Origin of the sequence: Pontibacter burrus (assembly GCF_010686685.1) — a bacterium.
Taxonomy (GTDB): Bacteria; Bacteroidota; Bacteroidia; order Cytophagales; family Hymenobacteraceae; genus Pontibacter; species Pontibacter burrus.
In genome coordinates, this window is record NZ_JAAGWD010000005.1 from 297,344 (window position 1) to 323,223 (window position 25,880).

Below are 25,880 nucleotides of genomic sequence, written 5' to 3' on the forward strand. Positions count from 1 at the left end.
AGTATAGTTGTTGGTTATTAATTAATAGGTGTTAGTAAGGCTTTTACCTGCTCGTAGTGTTTCGCTTCGGCTGTATTGCCAGTTTTCTGCAGCAAGGTTATCAACGTATCATAATAGCTTGGATGCAAGGGTTGCAGGTTTACAAGTTCCATCATTGGCCTGATTGCTTCAGTAAAAGCCTGTTTATTGTACAGCTCGTTTACCTGCGCTACAAGATCACTCTCATATTTTTCATACATGCCGGTAAAAGCACCTGGCCTTCCTGCTAAGGATACAACTATCGTTTCCTGGAGATAAGCAGGTTTGTTTGTCTCAATTAAGGTGTAGCCCGACTCGTGGTAACTGAACTGAACAGGAATAACGGCATAGAAATATTTGGAGGTATCGTTGGTTGGCTGCCACTTGCCATTTGTCTTTCTAATAACGTTTTTGAAAGCCTCTGTAAAGTTATCATCTACTTTGTGCAGCGTACCCACCTCCAGAATTTCTCCATTACGGTCTGTCTTCAAAACTCCTATAACTGTAACCAGTTTACCATCCATCACAGCCTTTTGTGGGAATTTGATGTTCTTCGCCAGTAGCTTAATCAACTCATCATAGCCACCTTTATACGTTGCAGCATTGTGTAAAGTGCTGATGTCTGAGCTACTGATCTGGGCAGAGCAGGTAAGGCTAAAAATTAAAAGGAAGGTTAGCAGAGATAAGTATAGTTTAGTCATAGGTAAGGTTGTTAAAGATGAGCTATAGTTACCACCTGCTAATACATAGCAGGCTGCCCTGGTTTAGCCAGCGACGCTTTTATAAACTCACGCAGGTCGTCGTTGCTTTTTACCAGATCCTCTTTTCGCAGGTACATCATGTGCCCGCTTCGGTAGGCTTTCCAGCTCAGGCGGTTCTTCAGTTTGCCGCTTGGGTCTAATTGCCACATGCTGTACTTGGCATTAAAATAGTCGGTAGCCCCATCGTAGTAACCAGCCTGGAACATAACGTGCAGGTACGGATTCTGTGCCATGGCCTGGCGCAGGTTTTCACCGGTGCGGTCGTTGCTGCGGTTCCAGGGGTGTACCGGCCCAAACATATTGTACTTCACGTCGGTTTTAAACTTCAGTTCATCGCGCAGGTACATGTTAATGGCTGGTGTAAAAGCATGAAGCCAGGCTGTAAGTTCCGAGTTAAAGTCCGGACGGTCGCCGGCATCCTGTCGGTCAATGCCTTTGTAACGTGAGTCGAGGCGGCCAACGGTGAATCCGTCGTTGCGAAGCAACTCTTTCCAGAAAAAGTTTGTAGGCACATTCAGGTTATGTTGCTGTATACTTTGCTCTGAGATGCCTGCATAACGTGCCATCTTAGCCACTATTTCCTTCTTTTTCGCATCTTCTATAAAGCCGCCCCGCACCAGTGCAGGTACAAGTTCGTTCGTGGTAAAGGCTTCTACTTCAGGCAAAAAAGCTTCCAGGTCCTTCTGCTGCAAGTCTTGTGGTAGACGTTTATGGTACCAGGCAGTGGCTGCAAAATAAGGCAGTCGAAGCGCCGCTTCTACAGGCCCGCTGCGCTCAATACCCAGGTTAGTAGGCGACACCAGAATTACCCCGTTCAGGTACATCCAGTGTGAGTTTTGCAGCTCCAGCGCCAAGCCAGAAACGCGTGTAGTGCCATAGCTCTCCCCGATCAGGTATTTCGGTGAAGCCCAACGGCCTTTGCGCGATACAAATGTATTGATCCACTCGGCAAGGTACTTTACGTCGGCATTTACGCCGAAAAACTTCTCTTTCAGTTTTTCTTTATCCACGCCTTCGGCCATGCGAGAGTAGCCTGTATTCACCGGGTTCACATACACTATATCCGCCACATCCAGAATCGATTCAGGGTTTTCGCGGTAGCCGTAGGGCTGCACCGGGTAGCCTTCGTCGTCGATATTCAGCAAACGTGGGCCTGTGTAAGCAATGTGCATCCAAACAGATGCAGAACCGGGGCCACCGTTAAACGAAATTACCAAAGGGCGTGTGGCGCGGTCTTTTATATCAGAGCGCTCATAGTAGGTGTAAAACAAGCCCGCTATCGTTTTTCCGTTCTCGTCCCAAACAGGTTGCATGCCGGTAGTGGCATTGTACGAAATGCGTTTCCCTTTAATTGTAACCTGTTGTTTAGTTGTAACCGCAGAATCCGGGTTAATCGGGCGCTGCGCAAGCACAGCAGGTGTAACTGCTATCAGCAGCAGGAAGAGTAAAAGTTTTTTCATAATAAGTTTAAAAGGATGAATGCAAAAAAGACTGCCTATGCAGGTTCAGCAAACAATATAGTAAAAACCTTATAAACTTACCTATCAGCGCAATAAAGACAAATTATGCTTTTTTGTAAACAATGCACCCAATCAGGTCAGGATGGTCCTGTACCAGATCCTGCTTTTTGGCTTTCCGGAGCATCCAGAGAATTAGCGCATCGCCACCGGCAGCTAAAATAAACAACAGACCAAATGCAAAGAAATAGAGGTTGCCCAGCATCAGTCCAACTATAGTTGGCAGTATTCCCATTACCAGGCCCGGCATCATACCGCCAAGCATGTAGGCTTTAAGCGGAAGTACTTCCTTGCAATGGCAGTACGGGGTAAGCATTTTCCAGTGCACGCCATATTTTATAGATTTAAGTCCGTTTTTGCAGAAAACAGCCCAGGTAAGGCCATGCAATAACTCATGCACTACAGCACCGGGAATAAAAAGAAGCAAAGGGTAGTAAAATATCTTTTCTTTATGAGCTGTAAAAAAACTTCTAATGGTATGTGCCTCAAACTGCTCCGGCCACATCCAAACGTAAATCGGCACACAAACAAGCAGCAACGGAACAATAAACCCAAGAGCAAGTACATTGGCTTTTTCGGCACTCATTGTAAGTTCCTGCTTTATATAATCCTGCATCTGTAGTTCCTGCTGCTCCATAGTTGTGTAAAATAGCTATAAAAACGAAGCCAGAAAAGCAGAATTTAACACGCCTACTTTGCTTAACTATAGTTTCCTGCAAAAACAGCACTTTAACTATAAAACAAAAAAACTATATTTGTTAAGCCTGCTTTTGGGCGTACCCTAACCAGTAAATTAGTGGCTATAGTTTTAAGTATAGATAATCTCTCAAAAAAATATGGCAGCCTGAAAGCTGTAGATAACCTGAGTTTACAGGTTGAGGAAGGCAGCATTTATGGTTTACTTGGCCCTAATGGTAGTGGCAAAACTACCACACTGGGCATGGTGCTGGATGTGATACGGCCCAGCAGCGGCAGCTTTTCGTGGTTTGGAGATGGCATCAGCAAGGCTACCAAACACCGTGTGGGGGCTATACTGGAAACGCCTAATTTTTACCCTTACCTTACTGCTAAGCGCAACCTGCAGGTAATAGCCGATAACAAGGGAGCCAACCACGACAACATAGATAAAATGCTGGACCTGGTGGGTCTGGGCACACGCAGCCATACTACCTATAAGGGGTACTCGCTGGGCATGAAACAACGCCTGGCTCTTGCCGCCGCTATGCTCAACGACCCTGAAGTGCTGGTTTTGGATGAGCCAACCAATGGCCTGGACCCACAGGGCATAGCCGAAGTGCGCGACCTTATTTTACGTATTGCCAGCCAGGGCAAAACCATTATACTGGCAAGCCACCTGTTGGACGAAGTGGAAAAAGTATGCACGCACGTAGCGGTATTGCGCAGTGGCAAACTAGTAACCAATGGCCCGGTTGGCAACATTGTAGCTGCAAAAGAACAACTGATCATCAGCGCGGAAGAACTTGCACCTGTGCTGCAGTTGCTGGAGCGCCTGCCTTACATCGCCCAGTTTGCACAGGAAAAAGACTACATCATTCTTACACTGCAGGAAGGTTATAGCAGCATCGACCTGAACCGCGACATGTTTGCCCAGGGCATTGTGCTGTCACAAATAGTTACCCGCCGCAAAAGTCTCGAAAAACAATTCCTTGAAATCATCAAACCCTAACTATACTGATGGATTTACTCCGAACAGAGTTCCGCAAAATATTGCCTTACCGCACTTTCTGGTTTATAATGGGCATTTATGTCCTGCTGATGGTGCTGATACTATATACCAGCACCAGTGTAGAGATAAACGGACAGGCCTTGGGCAACGAAACCTACCAGTTTCCGGAACTATGGATGCGCCTGACTTATGTAGCGCACTTTTTTAACCTATTGCTGGGGATTTTGGTAATTGTGTTGGTTACTGACGAATATAGTTACCGCACGTTGCGGCAACAGGTAATTGATGGGCTTTCGCGCACAGAGGTGGTACTCAGCAAGTTTTATGTCGTGCTTGGGCTCGCAACCTTCAGTACCCTTTTTCTGCTGGTTCTGGGGCTTTACCTGGGTTTGGTATACAGCAAAGACACCTCCGCTACAGCCATTTTCAGTCAGATAGACTACCTGCCCTACTACTTTGTGCAGGCAATAGCTTACATGACATTAGCCGTGCTTTTTGCATTCCTGATCCGGAAAAGTGGCCTTACCATCATTGCTTTTATAGCCTACACCAAAATAGTAGAACCCATCATCCACTATAACCTTCCAGACAACATCGATAAATATTTCCCGATGAAAGCGCTGGACAGCCTCACACCTATGCCGGGCCGCGATTTGTGGGGACAAGTAGCAGGGCCGTTTGAGCAGCTGTCGCCGGCTATGGCTACATTGCCCTCTGTTGTTTTTATAGGTTTGTTTCTGTTTTTAAGCTACCTGGTTTTGAAGCTGCGCGATTTATAAAAGTGTGTTATAATAGTTAACTATAGCTGTAAAATCCATTGGCTGTTCGAAACGGAGCTTTTGCTTGCGAACAAAACTCTTAATAGTGCCAGCTCTTTTGCCGCAATACTTCAGAAAATCTTTGCGCACATTCTGAAGTTGCACTACATCGCCATCCGGCTTAAGAACATAGTAAAGTGGCTTTATCTGATCAGCAAATATAGCATCTATAGGATAACCCATCGGATCGTGTACGTGGCCCTCCTTATAATCTCCAGTATATGTTTCAATGTTTCGCTTGTAATAGCTCTCGCGCATCAGAAGCGTAGTGTTGCCATCTGTCAGTTGCTCAAAAAAAGTGGGCTTCTTAAAGTCGGTAAATTCTTTTCCCTGGTTCCAGTAAATTGATTTGAAGGTGTGGCGGCGGCTGCCGTATTCATTTTCTACTTCAAACTGCTCCACATTTACCGGTGAAAGCGAGTATAATTTTCCATTCTCATCCAACACCGATATTATTTCCTGAGCACGGTAATAGGTTACTGCGCCCTCCAGTATTTCACCGGTGCTTAAGGTAACGGTTCCGGTGGGCCATTCTTGTACATCTATCTCCTGTCTTACCTGGGCGTGGGTAGCAAATGCGGCAGAAAAGATTACTACTACAGAAAATAAGATTTTAAGGTATAAAGCGTGGTTCATAGGCTTACATTTAAAAATTGCATCAATACTTACATCACAGCCTGCTTTAGTTTAGAGAAAAAAAGTATAGTTACGCACATAGCTATACTTAATAAACTAGTATACAAGCCTTTAGTGTATGCATTTAGCAACAATTGTAGCCCGAATTTTAGGGAACACACTAAATAGAAAAGCCAGTGTAATACTACACTGGCTTAATTTAAATAGTCTATATTCGTTATTAGCGGTTAACCGCGGCAGTTTTTAGAATGTCATGGCCCAGCTTATCGCGTTTTGTGGTCAGGTACTTGGTATTGTGCGGGTTTGGTGCTACTTCAATCGGCACACGCTCCACTACTTCCAGGCCGTATCCCATCAGGCCGGTACGCTTGCGCGGGTTGTTAGAGATTAGGCGCATTTTGGTTACACCCAGGTCGCGCAGTATCTGCGCTCCAACGCCATAATCGCGCTCATCCATGCCAAAACCCAGTTCAAGGTTCGCCTCTACTGTATCGCGGCCCTGCTCCTGTAATTTGTAAGCTTTCAGTTTGTTCAGTAAGCCAATACCGCGGCCTTCCTGGTTCATGTAAACTACAACGCCTTTGCCTTCGCGCTCTATCATGCGCATCGCTTCGTGTAATTGTGGCCCGCAGTCGCAGCGGCAAGAGCCAAAAATATCGCCGGTTACGCACGAGGAGTGCACACGTACCAGTACCGGTTCATCTTCTTCCCAGGTACCTTTTACCAGGGCCAGGTGCTTGGCACCGTTGCTTCGCTGTGTAAAGGCATACAGGTCAAAGTCTCCGTAGTCGGTTGGCAGCTGCACTGCTATTTCGCGGTCAATCAGGCTTTCCTTCTTCAGACGGTAGGCAATCAGGTCTTTTATAGAAATCAGTTTCAGGTTGAAGCGCTCGGCAACTTTTACCAGGTCCGGCAGGCGGGCCATAGTACCGTCTTCGTTCATGATTTCTACCAGCACACCAGCAGGCGCAAGTCCAGCTAAGCGGGCAAGGTCTACGGCAGCCTCCGTATGGCCGGCACGACGCAACACGCCTTCTTTCTTCGCTTTAAGCGGAAAAATATGTCCTGGTTTACCCAGCGAGTGCGGATCGGTGTTAGGATCTACCAGCGCCATAATGGTTTTGGACCTATCAGAAGCTGAGATACCGGTAGTGCAACCATGTCCGATCAGGTCTACCGAAACAGTAAACGGTGTAGCGTGAAGTGCCGTGTTTCGGCCTACCATCAGTTCCAGTCCAAGTTCTTCGCAGCGCTCTTCGGTAAGCGGCGTACAGATAAGACCGCGACCGTGGGTAGCCATAAAGTTGACGATCTCCGGGGTGATCATTTCGGCGGCGCAAACAAAATCGCCTTCGTTTTCACGATCATCATCATCCACCACAATAATTATTTTACCCTGGCGGATATCTTCAATCGCATCCTCGATCGAGTCGAGCTTTATAGCAGCTGTGTTCGTATTCTCCATAATTTGACGAGCGTTTTAAGCTCATTTTATACTTTGTGCCTGATCTTATTTAACCAAAGCTTCTACTTACCATAACTATAAATTGCACATCAATGTTCAAAACCAACTATAGCGCCAGGTATGCAGTAATCCTTAAAATTGCACAAAGGTAGAAAGTTAAAGCCCTACTCTAAAGGAAAGGTGTTAATTTTTGTATAACAGAGGAGAAGAATGCAGGATCTATAGTAGCTTACCTGCTGATTACAATACCCAGCAGGTCGCCCATCTGCTTGTGTAGCATTTTGAGGTTGATGATGTTGCGCAACTGGTGATCCTGCTCCTGCGGGTCTGTTACCAGCCTCAGTTTCTGGGTTTCCTCGTCGATCAGTTTCTCCAGATACCGATATTTCAGGCGCAGCACAGCACGCTCAGAGCCATATGGCAACAGGTCTGATTCGTGGGGTACGAAAATAGAGTGCGTGGCCCAGCCCGGGCTAAGTTCATGCGGGTCAGACAGCAGATCTATAGTTGCGGTTCGTATTTCCTGATCCGGGTAATTGATGTATTCGTCGGTAGTTGGTATTCTGCCGCCGGCAAGTCCTTCTTTAATCAGCTCTATGAAACGGGCGTAAAGTGGCGTTTGTATCTCTACATCTTCCAGCTCCTCGAGCATGTATTGCACTGTTGTTAGGCCTTCGTCCAGTAGCTTATCAGGGTAGTTTAGCAGCATGCGCACAATCTCGCGCTCGTACCGCTTCAGTATATCCGCTACCGACTCTTCTTTTTCAGGCTCTGGTGCAACTGGCGGAGCAACAAGAAAGTCCTGGGCAGGGCTACCAGACTTTTGCTGTTGGCGCTCCTGCAAGTGCATTTTGTTATACTCCGAGATCAGCACCTGCTCATCTATATCAAAGATAAGGCTGGTGCTCTGGAAGAAAACAGTACGCTTAATGGAGTCCGGAATTTTGGCTATAGTTGTTACGATCTCGCGTATAGCCTCAGCTTTCTTTACCGGGTTGCCTTTTGCCTCTTCCGCATACAGGCTCGATTTGTAGGAGATGAAATCCTGGGCATGTGCATTTACATAGGCTTTAAAGGCCGTGTCGCCAACTTTTTGAATATAAGAGTCCGGGTCTTCGCCTTCCGGGAAAGTTACAACCTGCACGTTCAGCCCCTGTTCTAAGATCAGGTCGATACCGCGCAACGATGCCTTTATACCAGCCGCATCGCCATCGTACAATACCGTAATGTTATGCGTATAGCGCGCAATCAGCTTTATCTGCCCTTCCGTAAGCGAGGTACCTGATGAAGATACCACGTTCTCGATACCGCCCTGGTGCAGCGAAATCACATCGAGGTAGCCTTCCACCAGGTAGCACATATCCTGCATGCGCATGGCCTGCCTTGCCTGGTACAAACCGTAGAGCACATGGCTCTTATGGTAGATCTCAGACTCCGGCGAGTTCAGGTATTTCGGGCTTTTCTTGTCGTTGGATTTAAGCGTGCGGGCACCAAAACCCACTACCCTTCCCGACACGTTGTGGATCGGGAACATGACGCGAGCCCGGAACCTGTCGTAGCGTTTGTCTTCCTTAACTATAGTTAAACCTGTTGCCTCTAAATAATGCTGTTTGTAGCCTTCTTTCAGGGCAGCATCGGTCAGGTCGCTCCATGCATCTATACTATAGCCCAGTTCAAACTTTTTTATAGTTGCTGCACTAATGCCACGCTGCTTCAGGTAAGACTGGCCTATATTACCCTCTTCGTGACTATACAGGTTGTGCTGGTAGTGCTTGCTGGCAAAATCCGAAACTATAAACAGGCTGTCGCGTGCGCTTTGCTCCTGGGTATATTCTACCGTCTGCTCTTCTGGAATCTCGATACCATATTTTTTTGCCAGGTATTTCAGGGCCTCCGGAAAGCTGGAGCCTTCCACATCCATAATAAACTGCACCGAGTTACCTGCCTTGCCGCAACCAAAGCATTTGTAAATGCCTTTAGCCGGCGAAACCGAGAATGAAGGGGATTTTTCGTGGTGAAACGGGCAGCAGGCCCACATGTTCTGCCCCTTCTTCTTCAAAGAAACGAAATCACCTACAACCTCTACAATATCGGCCTGGGCAATGATCTGGTCAACGGTTTCTTTTGGGATTAAAGACATGGCAAAACTATAAGCGGATAGCAAAGATAGCAGTTAGTCTCAACATTGAGTATTCGATTAGAAGATTTGGAGATTTGAAGATTGTTAGTGCAATGAATTTATTAAACGCACTGAATGGGTAGTAACTGACTTAGCGATGAAAGCACCATAAAATCTCCAAACTTCCTAATTTTTATTTCACCTACTCACCAGCGTCTGGTATAGTTTGTAGTTCTCTTCGTCGAAGCATACAAAAAGTACCTGTTCTATAGTTGAGTTGGTATTTTCTTCGAAATATAGTTTAACAGCCTGCACGGCTATAGTTGCCGCTTTTGATTTTGGGTAGCCATACACGCCAGTACTGATATTCGGGAAAGCTATAGTTGAGAGTTTGTGCTCATCGGCAAGGCGTAGGCTGTTTTTGTAGCAATTGGCCAGTAGTTCAGGTTCGCCGTTATTACCACCATGCCAAACAGGACCAACCGTGTGGATTACGTATTTTGCAGGCAGATTTCCGGCTGTAGTTATCACAGCTTCGCCGGTAGGGCACTCGCCTTTTGTGGCCCGTATGGCTTTGCAGGCTTCCAGAATGGTCGGGCCGCCGGCTCTGTGAATGGCGCCATCAACCCCACCGCCACCTAGCAGGCTGCTGTTGGCCGCGTTAACTATAGCATCAGACTTAACTTTTGTGATATCACCGAGAATAACTTCCAGTCGCAGGTTGTCCATGTTGTTTTTAGCAAATGTACGCAGCGGCGGTTTAAAGTTATTCACCTACCCAGGCATACACCAGGTTCGCCTTGTCGCGGGAAGTAATGATGAGTTTGTCTTTTTCTATGCAATAAGAGCTGGCACGGGCAAGTTGCTGCAGGTAATAATCGTCGAAGTTCTTGTATCGCTCCAGCAGAATGTTTTCGGTCACGTGCAGTTCTTCCACATCCAGATTGCCTTGTTTTAACTTGCTGTTCATCTCTACAGTGCCTGTAAAATCACCTGAAAGTATGTTTCCGGTTAATACTTTATCGGCATCGTTTTGCTGAAATGTGAAATTCCCGTCCGCAAACTGAAGCTCGATCTGCACCACACTGGTAGGCGGAACCACCACCTTCATAGAATCTTCCAGATGAATAAGGCGCCATTTTCCAGTTAATACTCCTTCCGAATGCGCTTCATCGGTCCCCGATCTAAAGCAGAAAAGTGCTAGTACCACACAAAGCAGCATGCCCAGTAACTGTAAAAAAAGCAGTGTATGACTCTGTTTCATAAGCAATCAGCTCATTTACTTACACTTAGAGAGGTATAATTTAAAGAAATGGTTGCAAAACGTCAAAAAAATTATTGTCAGGCAGCAAAAACCTATCCCAGGTTTGATTGTTTAAACAAACGAGCAGGGCGCCTGCATCTCACAGATTTTGTTCGTATCTTTGCAGCAGCAATAAAGCGCAAGCTTTTCCTTAAATATTATGGCTATCACAAAAGAAGATATATTAAAAGCCCTCAGTTATGTAGAGGAGCCGGACCTGGGCAAAGACCTGGTAACGCTTAACATGATTGAGGACGTGCAGGTAGATGGCAAAAACGTGAGTTTCACAGTTATTCTTACCACTCCGGCCTGTCCCCTGAAAGATATGATCCGTAACGCCTGTATTCGTGCCATCCACATGATGGTGGATAAAGAGGCGGAAGTTACAGTGAACATGACCTCGCGCGTAACGACAGCCCGCACTGATAATGCAGCTGTAGTTGGTGGCGTAAAAAATATTATTGCAGTGGCCTCTGGTAAAGGTGGCGTAGGTAAATCTACGGTTACATCTAACCTGGCTATTGCCCTTGCTGAATCTGGTGCACGCGTTGGTCTGATAGATGCCGATATTTTTGGCCCGTCTATGCCAACCATGTTTGGTGTTGAGGACGAGCGTCCGCGCATGATACAGGGCGACCACGGCAAGAACTACATTGTGCCGGTTGAGAAGTACGGCGTTAAAATGATGTCTATCGGCTTCCTGACTCCGGCTGACGGTGCTGTTATCTGGCGTGGCCCAATGGCGAGCTCTGCCCTGAAGCAGTTTATTTCGGATGTGGACTGGGGCGACCTGGATTATCTTCTGATCGACCTGCCACCGGGAACCTCAGACATTCACTTAACAATGGTACAGGCGTTGCCGGTAACCGGTGCTGTTATTGTTACTACACCACAAAAGGTAGCCCTTGCCGATGCTATGAAAGGTCTACAGATGTTCCGTCAGCCACAGATAAATGTACCATTATTAGGTGTGGTAGAGAACATGGCATACTTTACACCAGCTGAGCTTCCTGAAAATAAATATTATATCTTTGGAGAAGGTGGCGGACAAGCCCTGGCAGATAAGTACGAACTACCGCTTCTGGGCCAGATTCCGATCGTACAGAGCATTCGTGAGTGTGGAGATAGCGGGGCTCCGGCCGTGCTACAGAACGATTCTCCGATTTCAGGTGTTTTCAAAGAGTTAGCCCAGGCTGTCGCGCAGCAGATCTCTGTTCGCAACGCCACCATGGCTAAAACACAACCCGTAGAAATTAAAAGCTAAGGACATATGGCAGTTAGTAACATAGATCAAGAGTTTCTGAACAGAATTGAAGGTGCCTTAGACCAGATCAGGCCGTACCTGGAAGCTGATGGTGGCAACGTAAAAGTGCTGGAAGTTACCGAAGACATGGTGCTTCGCCTGGAATTGCTGGGTGCCTGCGGCTCCTGCCCTATGTCTAGCATGACGCTTAAAGCGGGTGTAGAGCAATCGGTACTGAAGGCTATACCTGAAATTAAAGCCGTTGAGGCAATAAACCTGACTCCAATAAACGGATAAAAAATATTTACCCCTTTCTCAACAGCCCTGGCTTTACTATTAAGTCAGGGCTGTTTTTTGTGTGATAAGTGATTGTCTGGACCGAAGATAGATGGGGATTGAATGGATTTTTGGGACTGGGTTCTTGCTATAGTTACTGCTATAGTTTTATAGTTTGCATTTTAACCCACCCCTGCCCCTCCCAAGAGGGAAATTTATACCTCACCCCAACCCTCTCCTAAAAACAGGAGAGGGAGTTTTTCCGGTTTTGCTACAGTTGGGGTTATAGTTCTATAGTTGGAGGTTAATCATCCCCCTACCCCCTTAAAAGGGGGACTTTCTGCTACTGCTATAGTTTCAACTATTGTTCTATAGTTGCAGACCATGAACAGGCAGGCGCAGCCTGGCCCAAGGAACTATAGCCACGGAAAGGCGATGCAATGACAGCTTATCACCAAACTATAGTTGTGCTATCGAAATGGTATCAGTCTTTGGGTGGAGCGCCTTTGACTTGTTGCGGTGCCGTCAGCCAACACGAGCGCAGCGAGGGTAGCAAGAAGGCAGCAGCGCGATGCCCGAAGACGGGGCCCCGCGGCCGTGAGCGCACCAAAGCATCTATAATACTGTAGGCCAGTAAAGCTCCCAGGATCGACAGTAGCTATGAAAGATACTGCTTGTGGCAATCCAGCAACTATAGTTTGCTAAAGGACGCATAAGATCCTTCGACTAACGCTCAGGATCACAAAGGAGAAACTGTAGTTTGAGATAGATTTCTCGTTACACTCGAAATGACAAGATAAGACTATGCGACTTCGCTTAGAATGACAAAACAACCAACAATTAACAATCATCTTTCCCTTCCGTATCAAAATAACTATATTTGCCTATATACTTTTACAATACAGCATCATGTTAAAAGCAAACGACCCAGCCCTGCACTCATGGATTGAGATCTCTCCTGACAGCGATTTTCCGATTCAGAACCTGCCTTTTGGTATTTTTGAAACTGACGACCGGGACCCGCGAGTAGGCGTTGCCATCGGCGAATATGTGCTGGACCTGTGCGCTGTGGCACGTCTTAACTTTTTTGAGCTGATCGATATTGACCCGAACGTTTTCCATAGGCCTTACCTGAACGACTTTATTGCCCTTGGCAAACCAACCTGGCGTGCTGTGCGTAACCGCGTATCGGCTTTGCTGCGCAACGACAACGACGAGATAAGCGGCAGCAGCGACATGATTGACAAATGCCTTGTAAAGCAGAGCGATGTGCGCATGCTGATGCCGGTAAAAGTAGGCAACTACACAGATTTTTATTCCAGCATTGAACATGCTACCAACGTTGGCACTATGTTCCGCGATCCAAAGAATGCGCTACTGCCAAACTGGAAACACATCCCAATTGGCTATCATGGACGTGCCTCATCTATAGTTGTATCCGGTACCGATATCCGCAGACCAAACGGGCAAACAAAAGCACCGGATGCCGATGCGCCAACTTTTGGTCCTTCACGTCTTCTGGACTTTGAACTGGAAGTAGCTTTTATAACCGGCAAAGAAACCAAACTGGGTGAAAGCATTACGCCTAACGAAGCGGATAACTATATCTTTGGTCTGGTGCTGTTCAACGACTGGTCGGCAAGGGATATGCAGACATGGGAGTATGTGCCATTGGGGCCATTCCTGGCAAAAAGCTTTGCTTCGTCTATTTCGCCGTGGGTAGTAACCCTTGATGCGCTGGAACCATTCAAAGTAAAAGGCCCTGCGCAGGACCCGAAACCACTGCCTTACCTGGAGTTCTCTGGTAACCATAACTATGACATCAAGCTGGAAGTGCTTATTCAGCCGGAAGGTGCTGCAGAAAACAGCATCTGCCATTCCAACTTTAAGTACATGTACTGGAACATGAACCAGCAACTGGCGCACCAGAGCAGCAACGGATGTAACATTCAGGTGGGCGACATGTATGCGTCCGGAACTATAAGCGGCTCCGATAAAGGCTCTTACGGTTCTATGTTGGAACTAACCTGGCGCGGCACACAACCTATAAAACTATCAGATGGCACCGAACGCAAATTCATAAACGATTACGACACCGTGATCATGCGCGGCTACGGTGAGCGCAACGGCATCCGTATCGGTTTTGGCGAAGTAAAAGGCAAAGTGCTCCCAGCCCTTTAATTGCTGGTTGTTAATTGTTGATTGTTAAATTGTTGATAGCTGGCGAGAGCTTGTAGCTCGTGCCCAAATATAAAGTTGAATCGGTATTGCAAACTATAGTTCGGCACGAGCTACAAGCTCGCGCCAGCAGAAGAATCATCTCGTGTAGCAAACTATAGATATCAAATTATAGCATCAACTATAAACTATAAAACCACTGCTAACCCGGTGGTTTTATAGTTTAAGAGCAACCATTGCCGGCTTACCTCAGAAGCCGTATATTTGAAAGCAGCCAGTTATACTGTATCACAAACTATAGTTATACTTTACAAATTCATGGCCTATAAAACCATTGATCCACAAGACGTTAAAACCGCTGAAGTACATGCGCTTTTATTAGGCGCCATTGCCCCGCGCCCGATTGCCTTTGCCAGCACCACCGACCTGGAAGGAAATGTAAACCTGAGCCCGTTCAGCTTTTTTAACGTGTTCAGTGCCAAGCCTCCAATTTTGGTCTTTTCACCTGCCCGCCGCGTGCGTGACAATACCAGCAAACATACCCTGGAAAATGTACTGGCTACCAAAGAGGTGGTGATCAACATTGCCAACTATGATATTGTAGAGCAGATGTCGCTGGCCAGCACAGAGTACGACCGTGGGATTAACGAATTTGTGAAGTCCGGATTAACACCGGAAGCTTCGGTTCTGGTGGCTCCGCCTCGCGTGCAGGAAGCGCCGGTTTCGTTTGAGTGCAAGGTAAATGAGGTGATTAGTTTAGGTCCGGAAGGCGGCGCAGGCAACCTGGTAATTTGCGAGGTGCTGCTGATGCACATAAACGAAGATATCCTGGACGAGAACGGTAAAATTAACCCGTACAAACTGGACGGCGTTGCCCGTATGGGTGGTGATTATTACCTGCGTGCAAACGGCGATTGCATCTTCGAGCTTCCTAAACCAGTTAAAAACAAGGGTATCGGTATAGATCAACTTCCTGCGCACATCCGCAACAGCACGATACTTACAGGCAATAACCTGGCCCGCTTAGGCAACTCTGAAACCATACCTACAATAGAGGAAGTGGAATCCTACAAGGACGAACCTATAGTTGCCTATACTATAAACAAGTTTAAAGATAACCCTGCCGCATTACGACAAGAGTTGGAACAATTGGGTAAAAAACTATTGGAAAACAATCAGGTGCAGGAAGCGTGGAAAGTTTTACTCATTAACCAGTGATTAAAGGGATTTACCTGATTAATAAGGCCTTATAACTATAGTTACTTCTGATAAATAAATTCAGTAATTCAATAAGAAAGAGACGTATTAACTGCGTCTCTTTTTTATTGAATCATATTTCAGTAAAAATCTTAGTCTTAGTTACGTACCGCAATCATCAGCCCCAGTTCCTTATAACGCATTCCGAAACGCTTGGCGATCTGGGCGTTGGTCAGGCTGCCTTTGTAGATGTATACGCCGCTGCGGTAGTGCTCGTTGGTAAACAGTGCTTCGCTTACGCCGCCATACTTGGATATTTCTGTAAAGATTGGGGTAAAGATATTGCTGAGTGCTGTAGTGGCCGTGCGTGGCACCCGCGACGGAATGTTGGGCACGCAGTAATGGATGATATCGTATTTGCGATAAATCGGGCGGCTATGTGTTGTTAGCTCAGACGTTTCGAAGCAGCCACCGTGGTCGATGCACACATCAATGATAACAGAGCCTGGCTTCATCTGCGACACCACGCTTTCCTCTACCATACACGGCATACGGCCATCTTCGGCAACAAGCGCCCCGATCACCACATCCGCCTCTTTTATCTCGTGGTTCAGTACGGCTTTATCTAACGTAGAAGTAAATAGCTGCGTGCCCACGTTATGCTTCAGGCGGCGCAGTTTGTAAATATGGTTGTCAAAGACTTTTACCTCAGCACCAAGGCCCAATGCAGCGCGCGCCGCATATTCAGCTACGGTACCAGCACCAAGTATCACCACTTTGCTTGGGGGCACACCGGTTATACCACCCAATATAATACCACGCCCGTCGTTGCTGATGCTCAGGTATTCTGCCGCAATCAGCATAACCGTGCTACCCGCAATCTCGCTCATAGCCCTTACCACAGGCTTGGATTCCGATTTATCGCGGAGCAGCTCGAACGAAATGGCATTTATTTTTTTGCGTTGCAGCGCATTGATGTACTCTGATGTTAAACTGCCGAATTGCAAAGCAGAAATGAGCGTTTGCCCCGGTCGCAGATACTCTATTTCATCGTAAGTGGGCGGTGCCACTTTCAGGATGATGTTGGCGTCGTAAACCTCTTTGGTAGAGTACACTATTTTTGCGCCTGCTTCCGAAAATTCGTGATCAGAGTATTTGGACGGGCTTCCGGCACCAGCTTCTATCAGGATGCGGTGGCCATAGTCGGTCAGCTGTTTTACGGCATCGGGCGTAAGGCCAATGCGGTTTTCCTGGAACGAAGATTCTTTCGGAATTCCTATAAACAAGCTGCGCCTGCGTTCCTCAACAGCCAGCATCGACTCCTTCGGGAAAAGGGCCTCGGCAGTGGCAATCTTTCCAAATTCTACAGCAAATCGCTCCGTCGTCATACTATACCTTGTTAATCGTCATGGTACGCACCTCGCTGTTTGCGTCGGGTTGCAGCGTTACAAGCAGATAATGTTCCGGCAATAACCCCGGTATCAGTGAAGGCCATTCTATCAGGCAGATATTACCCGAATCGAAGTACTCCAGTGCCCCGATGTTAAGCGCCTCACGCTCATTGCTTATTCTATAAAAATCGAAATGGTAAATTAGTTTCCCGTTTTCGGATTCATACTCGTTTACAAGGGCAAATGTTGGGCTGCTTACGTTCTCACGCACACCAAACTGGCGACATAACTCCTTAATAAGGGTAGTTTTGCCGGCCCCCATCGGTCCTTCAAATAAAATTACCGGCTCTTCGCTGGTTGCATCCAGTAACAGGGCAGCTGCTTCAGGCAGATCATCAAGGGTGGCCATTACAAAGCGGGCCTGCTCAACTCCGGTATTATACATTTTTAGGTGTAAGCGTTACAAAAGGTATGATGCATTCTTCCAACGATACTCCTCCGTGCTGGAACGTGTCCTTGTAATAATTCACGTAGTAGTTATAGTTGTTTGGATACGCGAAAAAGTAATCTTCTATCGCGAACACAAACGTAGTGGAAACGTTGGCCTTTGGCAAGAAAAATCGCTCTGGTTTGCGCACAGTAAACACATCTTTATCGGTGTAGCCCAGGTTTTTACCATGCTTGTAGCGCAGGTTGGTGTTGGTCTGGCGGTCGCCGATGATCTTGAATGGGCGCTTTACTCTTATAGTTCCGTGGTCGGTGGTGATGATCAGGCGGCCTTTTTTCTCGGCAATCAGTTTCAGGGTATCGAACAGCGGCGAGTGCAGGAACCACGAACGGGTAATAGAACGGTAGGCCGATTCGTCGGGGGCCAGTTCGCGCACCATGTTGCTGTCTGTTCGGGCATGCGAGAGCATATCCACGAAGTTGTAAACTATAACATTCAGTTTGTTATTGTCCAGGTTACTGAACTTGCTGAGCAGATCTTTTCCGGCCGAAACGTTAGTTATTTTATGGTAACTATGCTTTTCGGTGATGCGGTTCTGCTGTAGTTGTATTTCCAGGAACTCCGGTTCGTTCAGGTTTTTGCCTTCTTCCTCATCATCGCTCACCCACAGGTTAGGGTATTTTTTAGCGATTTCGGTTGGCAGCATACCTGAGAAAATGGCGTTACGGGCATAGGCTGTTGTGGTCGGAAGTATTGAATAGTACATCTCCTCCGAATCCACTGTAAAATAATCGTTAATAATAGGCTCCAGCACTTTCCACTGGTCATAGCGCAGGTTATCGATCAGCACAAAATACACCGGCCTCTCCGACTCCTTCATCATCGGGAAAACACGCTCCTTAAACACTTGGTGCGACATCAGCGGCGCATCGTCGCTTTCCTTGTTAATCCAGTCCTCATAGTTATCCATGATAAACTTGGCGAAATTCGAGTTGGCCTCGTCTTTCTGCATGTTTATCACATCGGCCATGCTTTTGTTTTCGGTTTCGTCTATTTCCAGCTCCCAGTAAGTCAGCTTTTTATAGATGTCTGCCCACTCGCTTGGGCTCAGGCGCTCGCCGAAGGCCATGCCCAACTGGCGGAAATCGCGCTGGTAACTCTGGTTGGTTCTCTCGGTTACAAGGCGTGATTTCTCAAGCGCTTTTTTAACCGAAAGCAGGATCTGGTTTGGATTTAGCGGTTTTATGAGGTAATCGGTAATCTTCGCGCCGATGGCTTCTTCCATAATGTGCTCTTCCTCGCTCTTTGTGATCATGATCACGGGCATGGCCGGGCGTATGGTCTTTATTTCGTTCAGGGCTTCGAGGCCGCTGATGCCGGGCATGTTCTCATCCAGGAAAACAACATCGTAAGGCTGTTCCTGCACTTTATCTATGGCATCGGCACCGCTGTTTACAGGGGTAATGTCGTAGCCTTTGTCTTCCAGGAACAGAATATGGGGTTTGAGCAGGTCGATCTCGTCATCGGCCCATAAAATCGTATATCTTTGCATAGTTTTATTTAGATAAATTGCTAAACTGTTTAATTGCTAAATGGTTGTTTGTATGTGGCAACCTACTTTACCGCTCACTTGCTTCAAAATCTGCAACTGGCACTAAAAACGGCTGCTATAGTTCAAGGTTCACTGCCCGCAACCCGGCCAAACTATACTTACGGATTATAGCTGCGTAAGAGTAGATTGCCTGCTTTTTAAGGCGATAGTATACAGGTTAGCAGCACAGTAATTTAACCATTCAACCCTTTAACAATTAAACCTTTGGTTTTTGTGAACAAGAAAAAAATCTTCAACGACCCGGTTTACGGCTTTATAACAGTTCCGTCTGAGCTCTTGTTCGACATCATCGACCATCCTTACTTTCAGCGCCTGCGCCGCATTAAACAGCTTGGCCTTACCGAGATGGTTTATCCCGGAGCGCTACACACCCGTTTCCATCATGCGCTGGGTGCCATGCACCTGATGAACACAGCCTTACAAACTCTGAAAAGTAAAAATAACGAAATTTCTGATAGCGAGTTTGAAGCATCGTTAATTGCCATTCTGCTCCACGACATCGGTCATGGTCCATTCTCGCACGCCCTTGAAACCGCTATTTTTAAGGAAGTGCATCACGAGCATCTGTCGCTGCACATCATGCACATGCTTAACGAAGAGTTTAACGGAAGATTGAGCCTGGCCATTGATATTTTTACCGATAACTACGAGCGCAGGTTTTTTCACCAACTGGTGTCGAGCCAGCTGGACGTTGACCGCCTCGATTACCTGAACCGCGACAGCTTTTATACCGGCGTGTACGAGGGTAAAATTGGCGCAGACCGCATCATCAAAATGCTGGATGTGGCCAATGATAAACTGGTAGTTGAAGAAAAGGCGATCTATAGTATCGAAAACTTTCTGGTGAGCCGCCGCCTGATGTACTGGCAGGTATACCTGCATAAAACCGTAATCAGTGCTGAAAACATGGTGCTTCGTGCTGTGCAGCGCGCCCGCGAATTATTACAGCAAGGCATAGATGTACCGGCCAGCCCCTGCCTCAAGTTCTTCCTGTCCAGTGACCTGACCATGCAGGATTTTGTGCAGGACCCAACTATACTGGAGCGTTTTGTAAGCCTGGATGACCACGACATCTGGAGCGGCATCAAACAATGGGCTTCTCACCCGGACAGCGTTCTGGCTTATCTCTCAAAGTGCATCCTCAACCGCAAGCTTTTCAAAGTCATCATCTCCAGCAAACCTATAGATGAGGAAATGATGCTGGGCATTAGCGAACTGGTACAGGAGCGCTTTAAAATTTCTGAAGAAGACGTAAAGTACCTGATGATTGCCGGTAAAATCAGCAACAATGCCTACCAAGTAGAAGGCCAGTCGATTGATGTGCTTACCAAATCCGGTTACGTCATAAACGCTGCAGATGCTTCTGATTTGCCTAATATTCAGGCGTTGAGTAATAAAGTGGAGAAGTATTTTGTTTGTTATCCTAGGGAAGTAGCGCAGTAGGGATTTTGATCGGGGTAAATTCTAGTTCTATAGTTTAATAATCTGTCATGTTGAGCGTTAGCCGAGACATCTTATATGTTTTATAGTTAACTATAGTTGCTCCTCGACACAAGTAGTCTCTTCTATAGCCACCACTTATCTTGGGAGCTCTACTGACCTATCGTTATCATAGATGCTTTGGTGCGCTCCCGGCCGCGTGGCCTCGTCTTCGGGCATCGCGCTGCTGCCTTCTTGCTATCCTCCTGCGTCGGATTGCCTGGCGGCACCGCAACAAGTCAAAGGCGCTCAACCCAAAGACTGATATCTTTCGATAGCTATAACCATAGTTACTTGTGTGGCTATAGTTGCATCGCCTTTCCGAGGTGGTAACTCCGTGGGGCAGGCTGCGCCTGCCTGTTCATGGTCTGCAACTATAGAACAATAGTTGAGACTATAGCAGTAACAGAAAGTCCCCCTTTGAAGGGGGTAGGGGGATGATTAACCGCCAACTATAGTACTATAATATAGAATATAGTAACAGTAGAATTCCCCTCTTGAGAGGGGCAGGGGTGGGTTAATAGCCAACTATGGTACTATAGCCGCAACTTTACAATAGCTAAGAAGCTCCCCGCCTTAGACTACCGAGAAGCGATTTCGAAGGTAGCGAGCGTAGCTCTGAGGGGATAAAGGGGTGGTTGAATCACAGCAACTATAAAACTATAGCTCCAACTATATCAAACAGCTTCAATCCATTTAAATCCTTTTCGGTTCTGACTGAAATCACTCCTCCATTACAGAACTCAAAACCTTACTCACCTGCTCCGTAAGTTTTGGCAACACATCACTCAGGCCTTCTTTTTTTGCTGAATAGTTGAGCTGCACTTGCCTTACGCCAATCCGATATTCCAGCAAACCCTGCTCAGCTTCGGTAAAATAGTATAAGTGCACGGGGTCGTCTGTGGTTGAGACGGCATAAGCACGAAAAGTAAAATTATTCCGGATGAGGTGTTGAGTGGGTGCACGGTTCTCGAGGTAGCGTTGGGTTACTACCGTGTCTAACGCTATAGTTGTTTCGAGCTGGTAAATAGCTTTAATGTTGCCTTCGGGGAACTGCCACTGCTGTATTTTATAATTGCCTTTTGTGCTCTGGCTGTACTTGCTGCTGCTTACGTCTATAGTTGCTACCACGCCAAATAGCTGTAGATCATGAACTATAGTTTGTACCGATGGGCTGGCCGACGTATTGTCGCTGATAAAAACAGAAGTGGTACTGAGCTGCTTCAGGTCTTTTTCCAGATCCTGTCTAAAGCTATAGTTGCCAGCTATAGTTTGTAGCAATAACATGAAGGGAAGTATAGTTTGTACGAGTAACATAAACATCGATTTAGAACTTATACTTCCTTCTCCAAATTTCGTGCTGAACTATAGTTTCGAATTGTCTACCACGGTCCAGTTGATGGTGCCGTTGTTAACCGTATACTTCAGCAGCATGTAACCGCCGTTATGGCCATCTTCATAGTATGCCATTGCGTAGCGGTCGTTCAGGATGCGGCTGTCGCGGATGGTCATGGTGCCGCCCATCGTTCCCTTTTCTGGTATCAGTTGGTTTTGCTTGCGGTTCAGGTCGTTCATCAGGTCTGTTTCAGGGTTTTTAAGGCCTTTACGCTGTAGTTTCTGAACGTCGCTCTGGCTCAGAGTGCCCAGTTCATCTACAAAGGCTGCTCCGCCCGGTGGTACCAGTTCCATGGTATCAGGTGGCATCACCATTCCTTCCAGCGAGTCAGCAGTAGCCTGCTCCTGTTCAAGTTGCTTGTCAATTTTCTCTACCTGATTATCGGCAATAGCTAAGCGGCTTTCAGCTTCGTTCTTTTGCCAGTAAAAGTAAATAGCAGCAAACAGGAAAACAGCCGCTAAAATCCAGGGTAAAATGCTTCTCATAGTTTTATAGTTTATTTTGCTGTCATCTAAACAGCAGCCTTAGTTTATACTTTTAATATTAGTAAAAAGATATGTATTAAGTAAAACTATAGTTAAAAAGAAAGCCTGCCACATTGCTGCAGCAGGCCCCTTATGGTTTAAGTCTTTTGTCTTATGTCAGAAGATCCTTTGTCACAATTTAGATCGTCGTGTTCACGTCGAAGTTTTCCAGGTAATCTGCAACTCTGCGAACGAACATGCCACCCAGCGAGCCATCTACAACGCGGTGGTCGTAAGAGTGCGACAGGTACATAAAGTGACGGATACCGATCAGATCACCTTCAGGAGTCTCAATAACTGCTGGCTTCTTTTTGATAGCACCAACGGCCATAATAGCCACCTGTGGCTGCATGATGATTGGTGTACCCATTACGTTACCAAAAGAACCTACGTTAGAAACCGTGTAGGTACCACCAGCCAGGTCATCCGGAGTCAGTTTGTTCATACGGCCGCGGTTTGCCAGGTCGTTCACCTTTTTGGTCAGGCCATTCAGGTTCAGCTGGTCAGCATTCTTGATGTTCGGAACGATCAGGTTACCGCTTGGCAAAGCTACCGCCATGCCAATGTTGATGTCTTTGTGACGGATAATGGTGCTACCATCTACTGACACGTTGATCATCGGGAAATCTTTGATCGCTTTCGCAATCGCATCTATGAAAATCGGAGTGAATGTCAGGTTCTCACCTTCGCGCTTCTTATACACGTCTTTCCACTTGTTTCTCCAGTTCACGATGTTGGTTACATCGGCTTCCACAAAAGAAGTAACGTGCGGAGAAATGCGCTTACTGTCCACCATACGGTCAGCAATCATCTTACGCATGCGGTCCATCTCGATCATTTCCACATTGCCACCATACGATGCAGCCGGTTTAACCTGAGCCGGAGCAGCAGCCTGTGGTTGCGCAGCAGGAGCTGGCGCAGCGGCAGGGGCTTGTGGCTGTGCCTGAGGCGCAGGAGTAGCAGCCTGAACCGGAGCACTTTTACGACCTTCCAGGTAAGCCAGGATATCTTTTTTAGTGACGCGACCTTCGCTGCCGGTGCCTGGTACATATTCCAGTTCCTGCATCGAAATGCCTTCCTCGCGGGCAATGTTAAGCACCAGCGGCGAGTAGAAACGGCCCGAAGCAGGCTGATCTAATTTGGCAACAGCAGCACCGTTTGTGGCAGCAGCTGGTTGTGCAGGAGCAGCCTGAGGCGCAGCGGCGGCAGCAGGAGCTTCGGCCACAGCCGGAGCGGCAGGTGCAGCAGACTCTTCGCCGTCTGTAGAAATGATGGCAATAGGAGCACCAACGGCTACTACATCACCTTCTTTCACTAGTATTTCTTTCAGTACACCACCCTGAATAGCAGGTACTTCTGTATCTACTTTATCAGTAGCAACTTCAAGTACCGACTCGTCCTGCTCTATGGTATCACCCACATTTTTAAGCCATTTCAGAACGGTACCTTCCATGATACTCTCGCCCATTTTGGGCATAACCATTTCTACAAGTGCCATATTTTATAGTTGATTTCTAAGATATTAGATATTAGACGTTAGATTTTGAATAGAAATTTATGAGATAGTTTACACTCCTTTATTAAAAAGTCTATAATCTAACATCTATATACTATAAGTCGAATTTTGTAACAAAGTTAAGGAATTTAGCCTATTCATCAACCGTTGCAGGTAAACTTTGCCGGATCAGGTTTAACGCTACCAAAGCGGTAAATTCTATGTTTAGCAGGCGGGTTTTGTTATAGTTCAGCTGTTTGGCTATTGTTTTTTCGCCATCGGCATAGGCAATCCAGATTGTTCCAACCGGCTTTTCTTCGGTTCCGCCATCCGGTCCGGCAATACCGCTGGTAGCTACGCCTATCGTTGTATTTAGTTTCCGGCGCACATTTTCGGCCATCTCCCGCACAGTGGCTTCGCTTACGGCTCCATGTTGTTGCAGGGTTTCGGGTTTGACGCCAAGCAGCTGCATTTTCACTTCGTTACTATAGGCAACTATACTTCCCATAAAGTAAGCTGAGCTTCCGGCTATACTCGTGAGCTTATGTGCCAAGTACCCACCCGTGCAGCTTTCGGCAGTAGCTATAGTTAGGCCACGCTCCTTCAGCATATCGCCCACAGCTTCTTCCAGGCTCACCTCTCCGTAAGCAAAAATATAGTTCGGAATCAGTTGCGAGAGCTTTTCTACTTCGGTTTGTAGTTCCTGTTCCAGTATCGTTGCATTGTCTCCGCTGCCCGTAAGGCGCAGACGCACGCCGGTTAAGTGTGGCAGATACGCCAGTTTTATGTGCGGCGGCAGGGCAAGCTCCCAGTCTTCCAGCCTATCGGCCAATATGGATTCGGCAATGCCGGTGGTCTGGATAACTTTATGGATGATTTCCGGCGTTTTGAAATGGGCTTTCAGGTTCGGCAGCACAATGTCTGTCATCATGCGCTTCATCTCAAAGGGCACACCCGGCATCGAAACATACACCTTCCCGTTCTGCTCAAACCACATGCCTGGTGCGGTACCCAACACATTCCGGACAGGCGTGCAGCTTTCAGGCAAAAAGGCCTGCTGCCGGTTCAGCTCTGTCAGTTCAATGCCACGCTTCTCAAAAATTGCCGCAATATCAGCTAAAGATGGTTCGTGTAGCTTAAGCATATTATGGAAGTAATCCGTCAGTACATCTTTTGTCAGGTCGTCTTTGGTCGGGCCCAAACCACCGGTCATCAGAATAATGTCGGCACGTTTACCAGCCTCATCCAACGCAGCAACTATGTGTTCGGCGCTATCCGAAATAGAGGTAATCTGCTTCACTTTTATACCTATCTTAGCCAGTTCCGTACCCATCCACGCAGAGTTAGTATCCACGATCTGGCCGTATAAGATTTCATCGCCTATAGTTATGATTTCTGCGTTTACCGCTAGCATAGTATTTTTGGTCTGATTTGTGCGTTGGCTTGTTAAACTCATCCAAGTTAAAGATGTTATAACGATATGAAAAAATTACTTTACACTTCTTTGGTAGCGATGGCTCTGGGTGCCAGTGCCTGTACAGCGGCGCAGGTGCAGCAAACCGTTGATGGTGTTCTGGCCGGAACCGCGACAGGTGCACCAGTTACCCAATCGGAGGTAGCGGCTGGTCTAAAACAGGCCCTTGAGATCGGCATTAAAAACGGTGCAAACCAGGCTTCGCAAACAGATGGCTACTATAAAAATTCACTTATCCGGATCCCTTTTCCGCAGGATGTGCAGCGCGTTGAAAATACCCTGCGCAAGATTGGCCTGGGCAGCGAGATAGATAAATTTGTGATGACCCTGAACCGTGGTGCCGAGGATGCCGCCAAAAGTGCCGTTCCTATTTTTGTGAGCGCCATAAAGCAAATGACCATACAGGATGCCTGGGGTATCTTAAAAGGCGATAAAGATGCTGCAACACAGTACCTGAAGCGCACGACAACTACCCAGCTTACAAACGCTTTTAAGCCTGTTATCCGACAGTCGCTAGACAAGACAAACGCCACGAAATACTATGCTGACCTGGTGAACCAGTACAACCAGATCCCTTTAGTGCAAAAAGTGAACCCAAACCTGGACGAATATGCCACCCAGAAAGCGATTGACGGCCTGTTTACGCTGGTGGCACAGGAAGAACAAAAGATACGCGAAAACCCGATTGCCCGTACTACGGAGCTGCTACGCCGCGTTTTTTCAAAAGAAAATCAGTCGTGACACAACTATAAGGTTATAGCCATTCCGGAGCCCGCCCTGCCTGTAGGTAGCGGCGGGCTTATTTTTTAAAACATAAACCCCTTTTAGTTAGTACAATACACA

The 25,880-nt window shown here is 47.0% G+C and carries 23 protein-coding genes; 8 read left to right on the top strand and 15 right to left on the bottom strand.

Annotation, left to right across the window (positions count from 1 at the left end):
- Positions 1–17 precede the first annotated feature (17 nt).
- From GXP69_RS12855 to GXP69_RS12865, 3 genes are all read right to left on the bottom strand, one after another.
- Positions 18–719, bottom strand: a complete 702-nt coding sequence (locus GXP69_RS12855) for a tetratricopeptide repeat protein (RefSeq protein ID WP_163915474.1) — start codon at positions 717–719, stop codon at positions 18–20.
- 38 nt (positions 720–757) lie between these two features.
- A complete protein-coding gene (locus GXP69_RS12860) occupies positions 758–2,239 on the bottom strand; it encodes a S10 family peptidase (RefSeq protein ID WP_163915475.1) in 1,482 nt (493 codons plus the stop codon).
- A gap of 103 nt (positions 2,240–2,342) precedes the next feature.
- Entirely contained in the window at positions 2,343–2,933 is a 591-nt protein-coding gene (locus GXP69_RS12865) for a DUF3267 domain-containing protein (RefSeq protein ID WP_163915476.1), read from the bottom strand.
- A gap of 159 nt (positions 2,934–3,092) precedes the next feature.
- Between GXP69_RS12865 and GXP69_RS12870 the strand changes: the two genes are divergently transcribed.
- Positions 3,093–3,983, top strand: a complete 891-nt coding sequence (locus tag GXP69_RS12870) for an ABC transporter ATP-binding protein (protein WP_163915477.1) — start codon at positions 3,093–3,095, stop codon at positions 3,981–3,983.
- Between the two features lie 8 nt (positions 3,984–3,991).
- Positions 3,992–4,762 carry an ABC transporter permease gene (locus GXP69_RS12875; protein ID WP_163915478.1) on the top strand — a complete coding sequence of 257 codons (771 nt, stop codon included), beginning with the start codon at positions 3,992–3,994 and terminating at the stop codon, positions 4,760–4,762.
- Here the strand turns inward: GXP69_RS12875 and GXP69_RS12880 are convergent.
- The 5 genes from GXP69_RS12880 to GXP69_RS12900 form a co-directional block, all read right to left on the bottom strand.
- Positions 4,757–5,437, bottom strand: a complete 681-nt coding sequence (locus GXP69_RS12880) for a hypothetical protein (protein WP_163915479.1) — start codon at positions 5,435–5,437, stop codon at positions 4,757–4,759. The two genes, GXP69_RS12875 and GXP69_RS12880, sit on opposite strands and share 6 nt — an antisense overlap.
- 220 nt (positions 5,438–5,657) lie before the next feature.
- Positions 5,658–6,902, bottom strand: a complete 1,245-nt coding sequence (locus GXP69_RS12885) for a bifunctional 3,4-dihydroxy-2-butanone-4-phosphate synthase/GTP cyclohydrolase II (RefSeq protein ID WP_163915480.1) — start codon at positions 6,900–6,902, stop codon at positions 5,658–5,660.
- 229 nt (positions 6,903–7,131) lie between these two features.
- On the bottom strand, positions 7,132–9,042 hold the full coding sequence (dnaG, locus tag GXP69_RS12890; RefSeq protein WP_163915481.1) for a DNA primase: 1,911 nt from the start codon (positions 9,040–9,042) through the stop codon (positions 7,132–7,134).
- Between the two features lie 177 nt (positions 9,043–9,219).
- The gene (locus GXP69_RS12895; protein WP_317164593.1) at positions 9,220–9,795 is read right to left on the bottom strand and encodes an O-acetyl-ADP-ribose deacetylase; all 576 of its coding nucleotides are present in this window, start codon (positions 9,793–9,795) and stop codon (positions 9,220–9,222) included.
- Entirely contained in the window at positions 9,788–10,285 is a 498-nt protein-coding gene (locus GXP69_RS12900) for an META domain-containing protein (protein WP_163915482.1), read from the bottom strand. Before GXP69_RS12900 ends, GXP69_RS12895 begins: the two co-directional genes overlap by 8 nt.
- A 199-nt stretch (positions 10,286–10,484) precedes the next feature.
- Between GXP69_RS12900 and GXP69_RS12905 the strand changes: the two genes are divergently transcribed.
- The 4 genes from GXP69_RS12905 (at position 10,485) to GXP69_RS12920 (ending at position 15,239) form a co-directional block, all read left to right on the top strand.
- Positions 10,485–11,588 carry an Mrp/NBP35 family ATP-binding protein gene (locus GXP69_RS12905; RefSeq protein WP_163915483.1) on the top strand — a complete coding sequence of 368 codons (1,104 nt, stop codon included), beginning with the start codon at positions 10,485–10,487 and terminating at the stop codon, positions 11,586–11,588.
- Between the two features lie 6 nt (positions 11,589–11,594).
- On the top strand, positions 11,595–11,864 hold the full coding sequence (locus GXP69_RS12910; protein ID WP_163915484.1) for a NifU family protein: 270 nt from the start codon (positions 11,595–11,597) through the stop codon (positions 11,862–11,864).
- An 888-nt stretch (positions 11,865–12,752) separates the two neighbouring features.
- On the top strand, positions 12,753–14,024 hold the full coding sequence (fahA, locus tag GXP69_RS12915) for a fumarylacetoacetase (RefSeq protein ID WP_204282020.1): 1,272 nt from the start codon (positions 12,753–12,755) through the stop codon (positions 14,022–14,024).
- Between the two features lie 315 nt (positions 14,025–14,339).
- Complete coding sequence (locus tag GXP69_RS12920) at positions 14,340–15,239, top strand: flavin reductase family protein (RefSeq protein ID WP_163915608.1); 900 nt, start codon at positions 14,340–14,342, stop codon at positions 15,237–15,239.
- A gap of 137 nt (positions 15,240–15,376) precedes the next feature.
- Here the strand turns inward: GXP69_RS12920 and GXP69_RS12925 are convergent, their stop codons facing one another.
- From GXP69_RS12925 to porX, 3 genes are read right to left on the bottom strand one after another with little or no spacing between them, the layout of a single operon-like run.
- Positions 15,377–16,606, bottom strand: a complete 1,230-nt coding sequence (locus GXP69_RS12925; protein ID WP_163915485.1) for an alanine dehydrogenase — start codon at positions 16,604–16,606, stop codon at positions 15,377–15,379.
- A gap of 1 nt (position 16,607) precedes the next feature.
- On the bottom strand, positions 16,608–17,054 hold the full coding sequence (gene tsaE / locus GXP69_RS12930; RefSeq protein ID WP_235925708.1) for a tRNA (adenosine(37)-N6)-threonylcarbamoyltransferase complex ATPase subunit type 1 TsaE: 447 nt from the start codon (positions 17,052–17,054) through the stop codon (positions 16,608–16,610).
- The gene (gene porX / locus GXP69_RS12935; RefSeq protein WP_163915486.1) at positions 17,047–18,609 is read right to left on the bottom strand and encodes a T9SS response regulator signal transducer PorX; all 1,563 of its coding nucleotides are present in this window, start codon (positions 18,607–18,609) and stop codon (positions 17,047–17,049) included. Before porX ends, tsaE begins: the two co-directional genes overlap by 8 nt.
- Positions 18,610–18,882: 273 nt before the next feature.
- Here porX and GXP69_RS12940 point away from each other — a divergent pair, with 273 nt between their 5' ends.
- The gene (locus GXP69_RS12940) at positions 18,883–20,112 is read left to right on the top strand and encodes an HD domain-containing protein (protein WP_163915487.1); all 1,230 of its coding nucleotides are present in this window, start codon (positions 18,883–18,885) and stop codon (positions 20,110–20,112) included.
- 759 nt (positions 20,113–20,871) lie between these two features.
- Here GXP69_RS12940 and GXP69_RS12945 read toward each other — a convergent pair.
- The 4 genes from GXP69_RS12945 to GXP69_RS12960 all read right to left on the bottom strand — a co-directional run bounded on the left by GXP69_RS12945 (position 20,872) and on the right by GXP69_RS12960 (position 24,977).
- Entirely contained in the window at positions 20,872–21,465 is a 594-nt protein-coding gene (locus GXP69_RS12945) for a hypothetical protein (RefSeq protein WP_163915488.1), read from the bottom strand.
- 48 nt (positions 21,466–21,513) lie between these two features.
- Positions 21,514–22,029, bottom strand: coding sequence for a hypothetical protein (locus tag GXP69_RS12950; RefSeq protein WP_163915489.1), 516 nt, complete (start codon positions 22,027–22,029; stop codon positions 21,514–21,516).
- A gap of 178 nt (positions 22,030–22,207) precedes the next feature.
- A complete protein-coding gene (locus tag GXP69_RS12955) occupies positions 22,208–23,566 on the bottom strand; it encodes a dihydrolipoamide acetyltransferase family protein (RefSeq protein WP_163915490.1) in 1,359 nt (452 codons plus the stop codon).
- A 151-nt stretch (positions 23,567–23,717) separates the two neighbouring features.
- A complete protein-coding gene (locus tag GXP69_RS12960) occupies positions 23,718–24,977 on the bottom strand; it encodes a competence/damage-inducible protein A (RefSeq protein ID WP_163915491.1) in 1,260 nt (419 codons plus the stop codon).
- Positions 24,978–25,043: 66 nt separating this feature from the next.
- Between GXP69_RS12960 and GXP69_RS12965 the strand changes: the two genes are divergently transcribed.
- Positions 25,044–25,778, top strand: coding sequence for a DUF4197 domain-containing protein (locus GXP69_RS12965; RefSeq protein WP_163915492.1), 735 nt, complete (start codon positions 25,044–25,046; stop codon positions 25,776–25,778).
- Positions 25,779–25,880 lie beyond the last annotated feature (102 nt).

Coding starts and splice junctions, on each gene's coding strand:
- GXP69_RS12855 (WP_163915474.1), bottom strand. CDS start 719: ATGACTAAACTATACTTATCTCTGCTAACCTTCCTTTTAATTTTTAGC.
- GXP69_RS12860 (WP_163915475.1), bottom strand. CDS start 2,239: ATGAAAAAACTTTTACTCTTCCTGCTGCTGATAGCAGTTACACCTGCT.
- GXP69_RS12865 (WP_163915476.1), bottom strand. CDS start 2,933: ATGGAGCAGCAGGAACTACAGATGCAGGATTATATAAAGCAGGAACTT.
- GXP69_RS12875 (WP_163915478.1), top strand. CDS start 3,992: ATGGATTTACTCCGAACAGAGTTCCGCAAAATATTGCCTTACCGCACT.
- GXP69_RS12880 (WP_163915479.1), bottom strand. CDS start 5,437: ATGAACCACGCTTTATACCTTAAAATCTTATTTTCTGTAGTAGTAATC.
- GXP69_RS12885 (WP_163915480.1), bottom strand. CDS start 6,902: ATGGAGAATACGAACACAGCTGCTATAAAGCTCGACTCGATCGAGGAT.
- dnaG (WP_163915481.1), bottom strand. CDS start 9,042: ATGTCTTTAATCCCAAAAGAAACCGTTGACCAGATCATTGCCCAGGCC.
- GXP69_RS12900 (WP_163915482.1), bottom strand. CDS start 10,285: ATGAAACAGAGTCATACACTGCTTTTTTTACAGTTACTGGGCATGCTG.
- GXP69_RS12905 (WP_163915483.1), top strand. CDS start 10,485: ATGGCTATCACAAAAGAAGATATATTAAAAGCCCTCAGTTATGTAGAG.
- GXP69_RS12910 (WP_163915484.1), top strand. CDS start 11,595: ATGGCAGTTAGTAACATAGATCAAGAGTTTCTGAACAGAATTGAAGGT.
- fahA (WP_204282020.1), top strand. CDS start 12,753: ATGTTAAAAGCAAACGACCCAGCCCTGCACTCATGGATTGAGATCTCT.
- GXP69_RS12920 (WP_163915608.1), top strand. CDS start 14,340: ATGGCCTATAAAACCATTGATCCACAAGACGTTAAAACCGCTGAAGTA.
- GXP69_RS12925 (WP_163915485.1), bottom strand. CDS start 16,606: ATGACGACGGAGCGATTTGCTGTAGAATTTGGAAAGATTGCCACTGCC.
- tsaE (WP_235925708.1), bottom strand. CDS start 17,054: ATGTATAATACCGGAGTTGAGCAGGCCCGCTTTGTAATGGCCACCCTT.
- porX (WP_163915486.1), bottom strand. CDS start 18,609: ATGCAAAGATATACGATTTTATGGGCCGATGACGAGATCGACCTGCTC.
- GXP69_RS12945 (WP_163915488.1), bottom strand. CDS start 21,465: ATGTTACTCGTACAAACTATACTTCCCTTCATGTTATTGCTACAAACT.
- GXP69_RS12950 (WP_163915489.1), bottom strand. CDS start 22,029: ATGAGAAGCATTTTACCCTGGATTTTAGCGGCTGTTTTCCTGTTTGCT.
- GXP69_RS12955 (WP_163915490.1), bottom strand. CDS start 23,566: ATGGCACTTGTAGAAATGGTTATGCCCAAAATGGGCGAGAGTATCATG.
- GXP69_RS12960 (WP_163915491.1), bottom strand. CDS start 24,977: ATGCTAGCGGTAAACGCAGAAATCATAACTATAGGCGATGAAATCTTA.
- GXP69_RS12965 (WP_163915492.1), top strand. CDS start 25,044: ATGAAAAAATTACTTTACACTTCTTTGGTAGCGATGGCTCTGGGTGCC.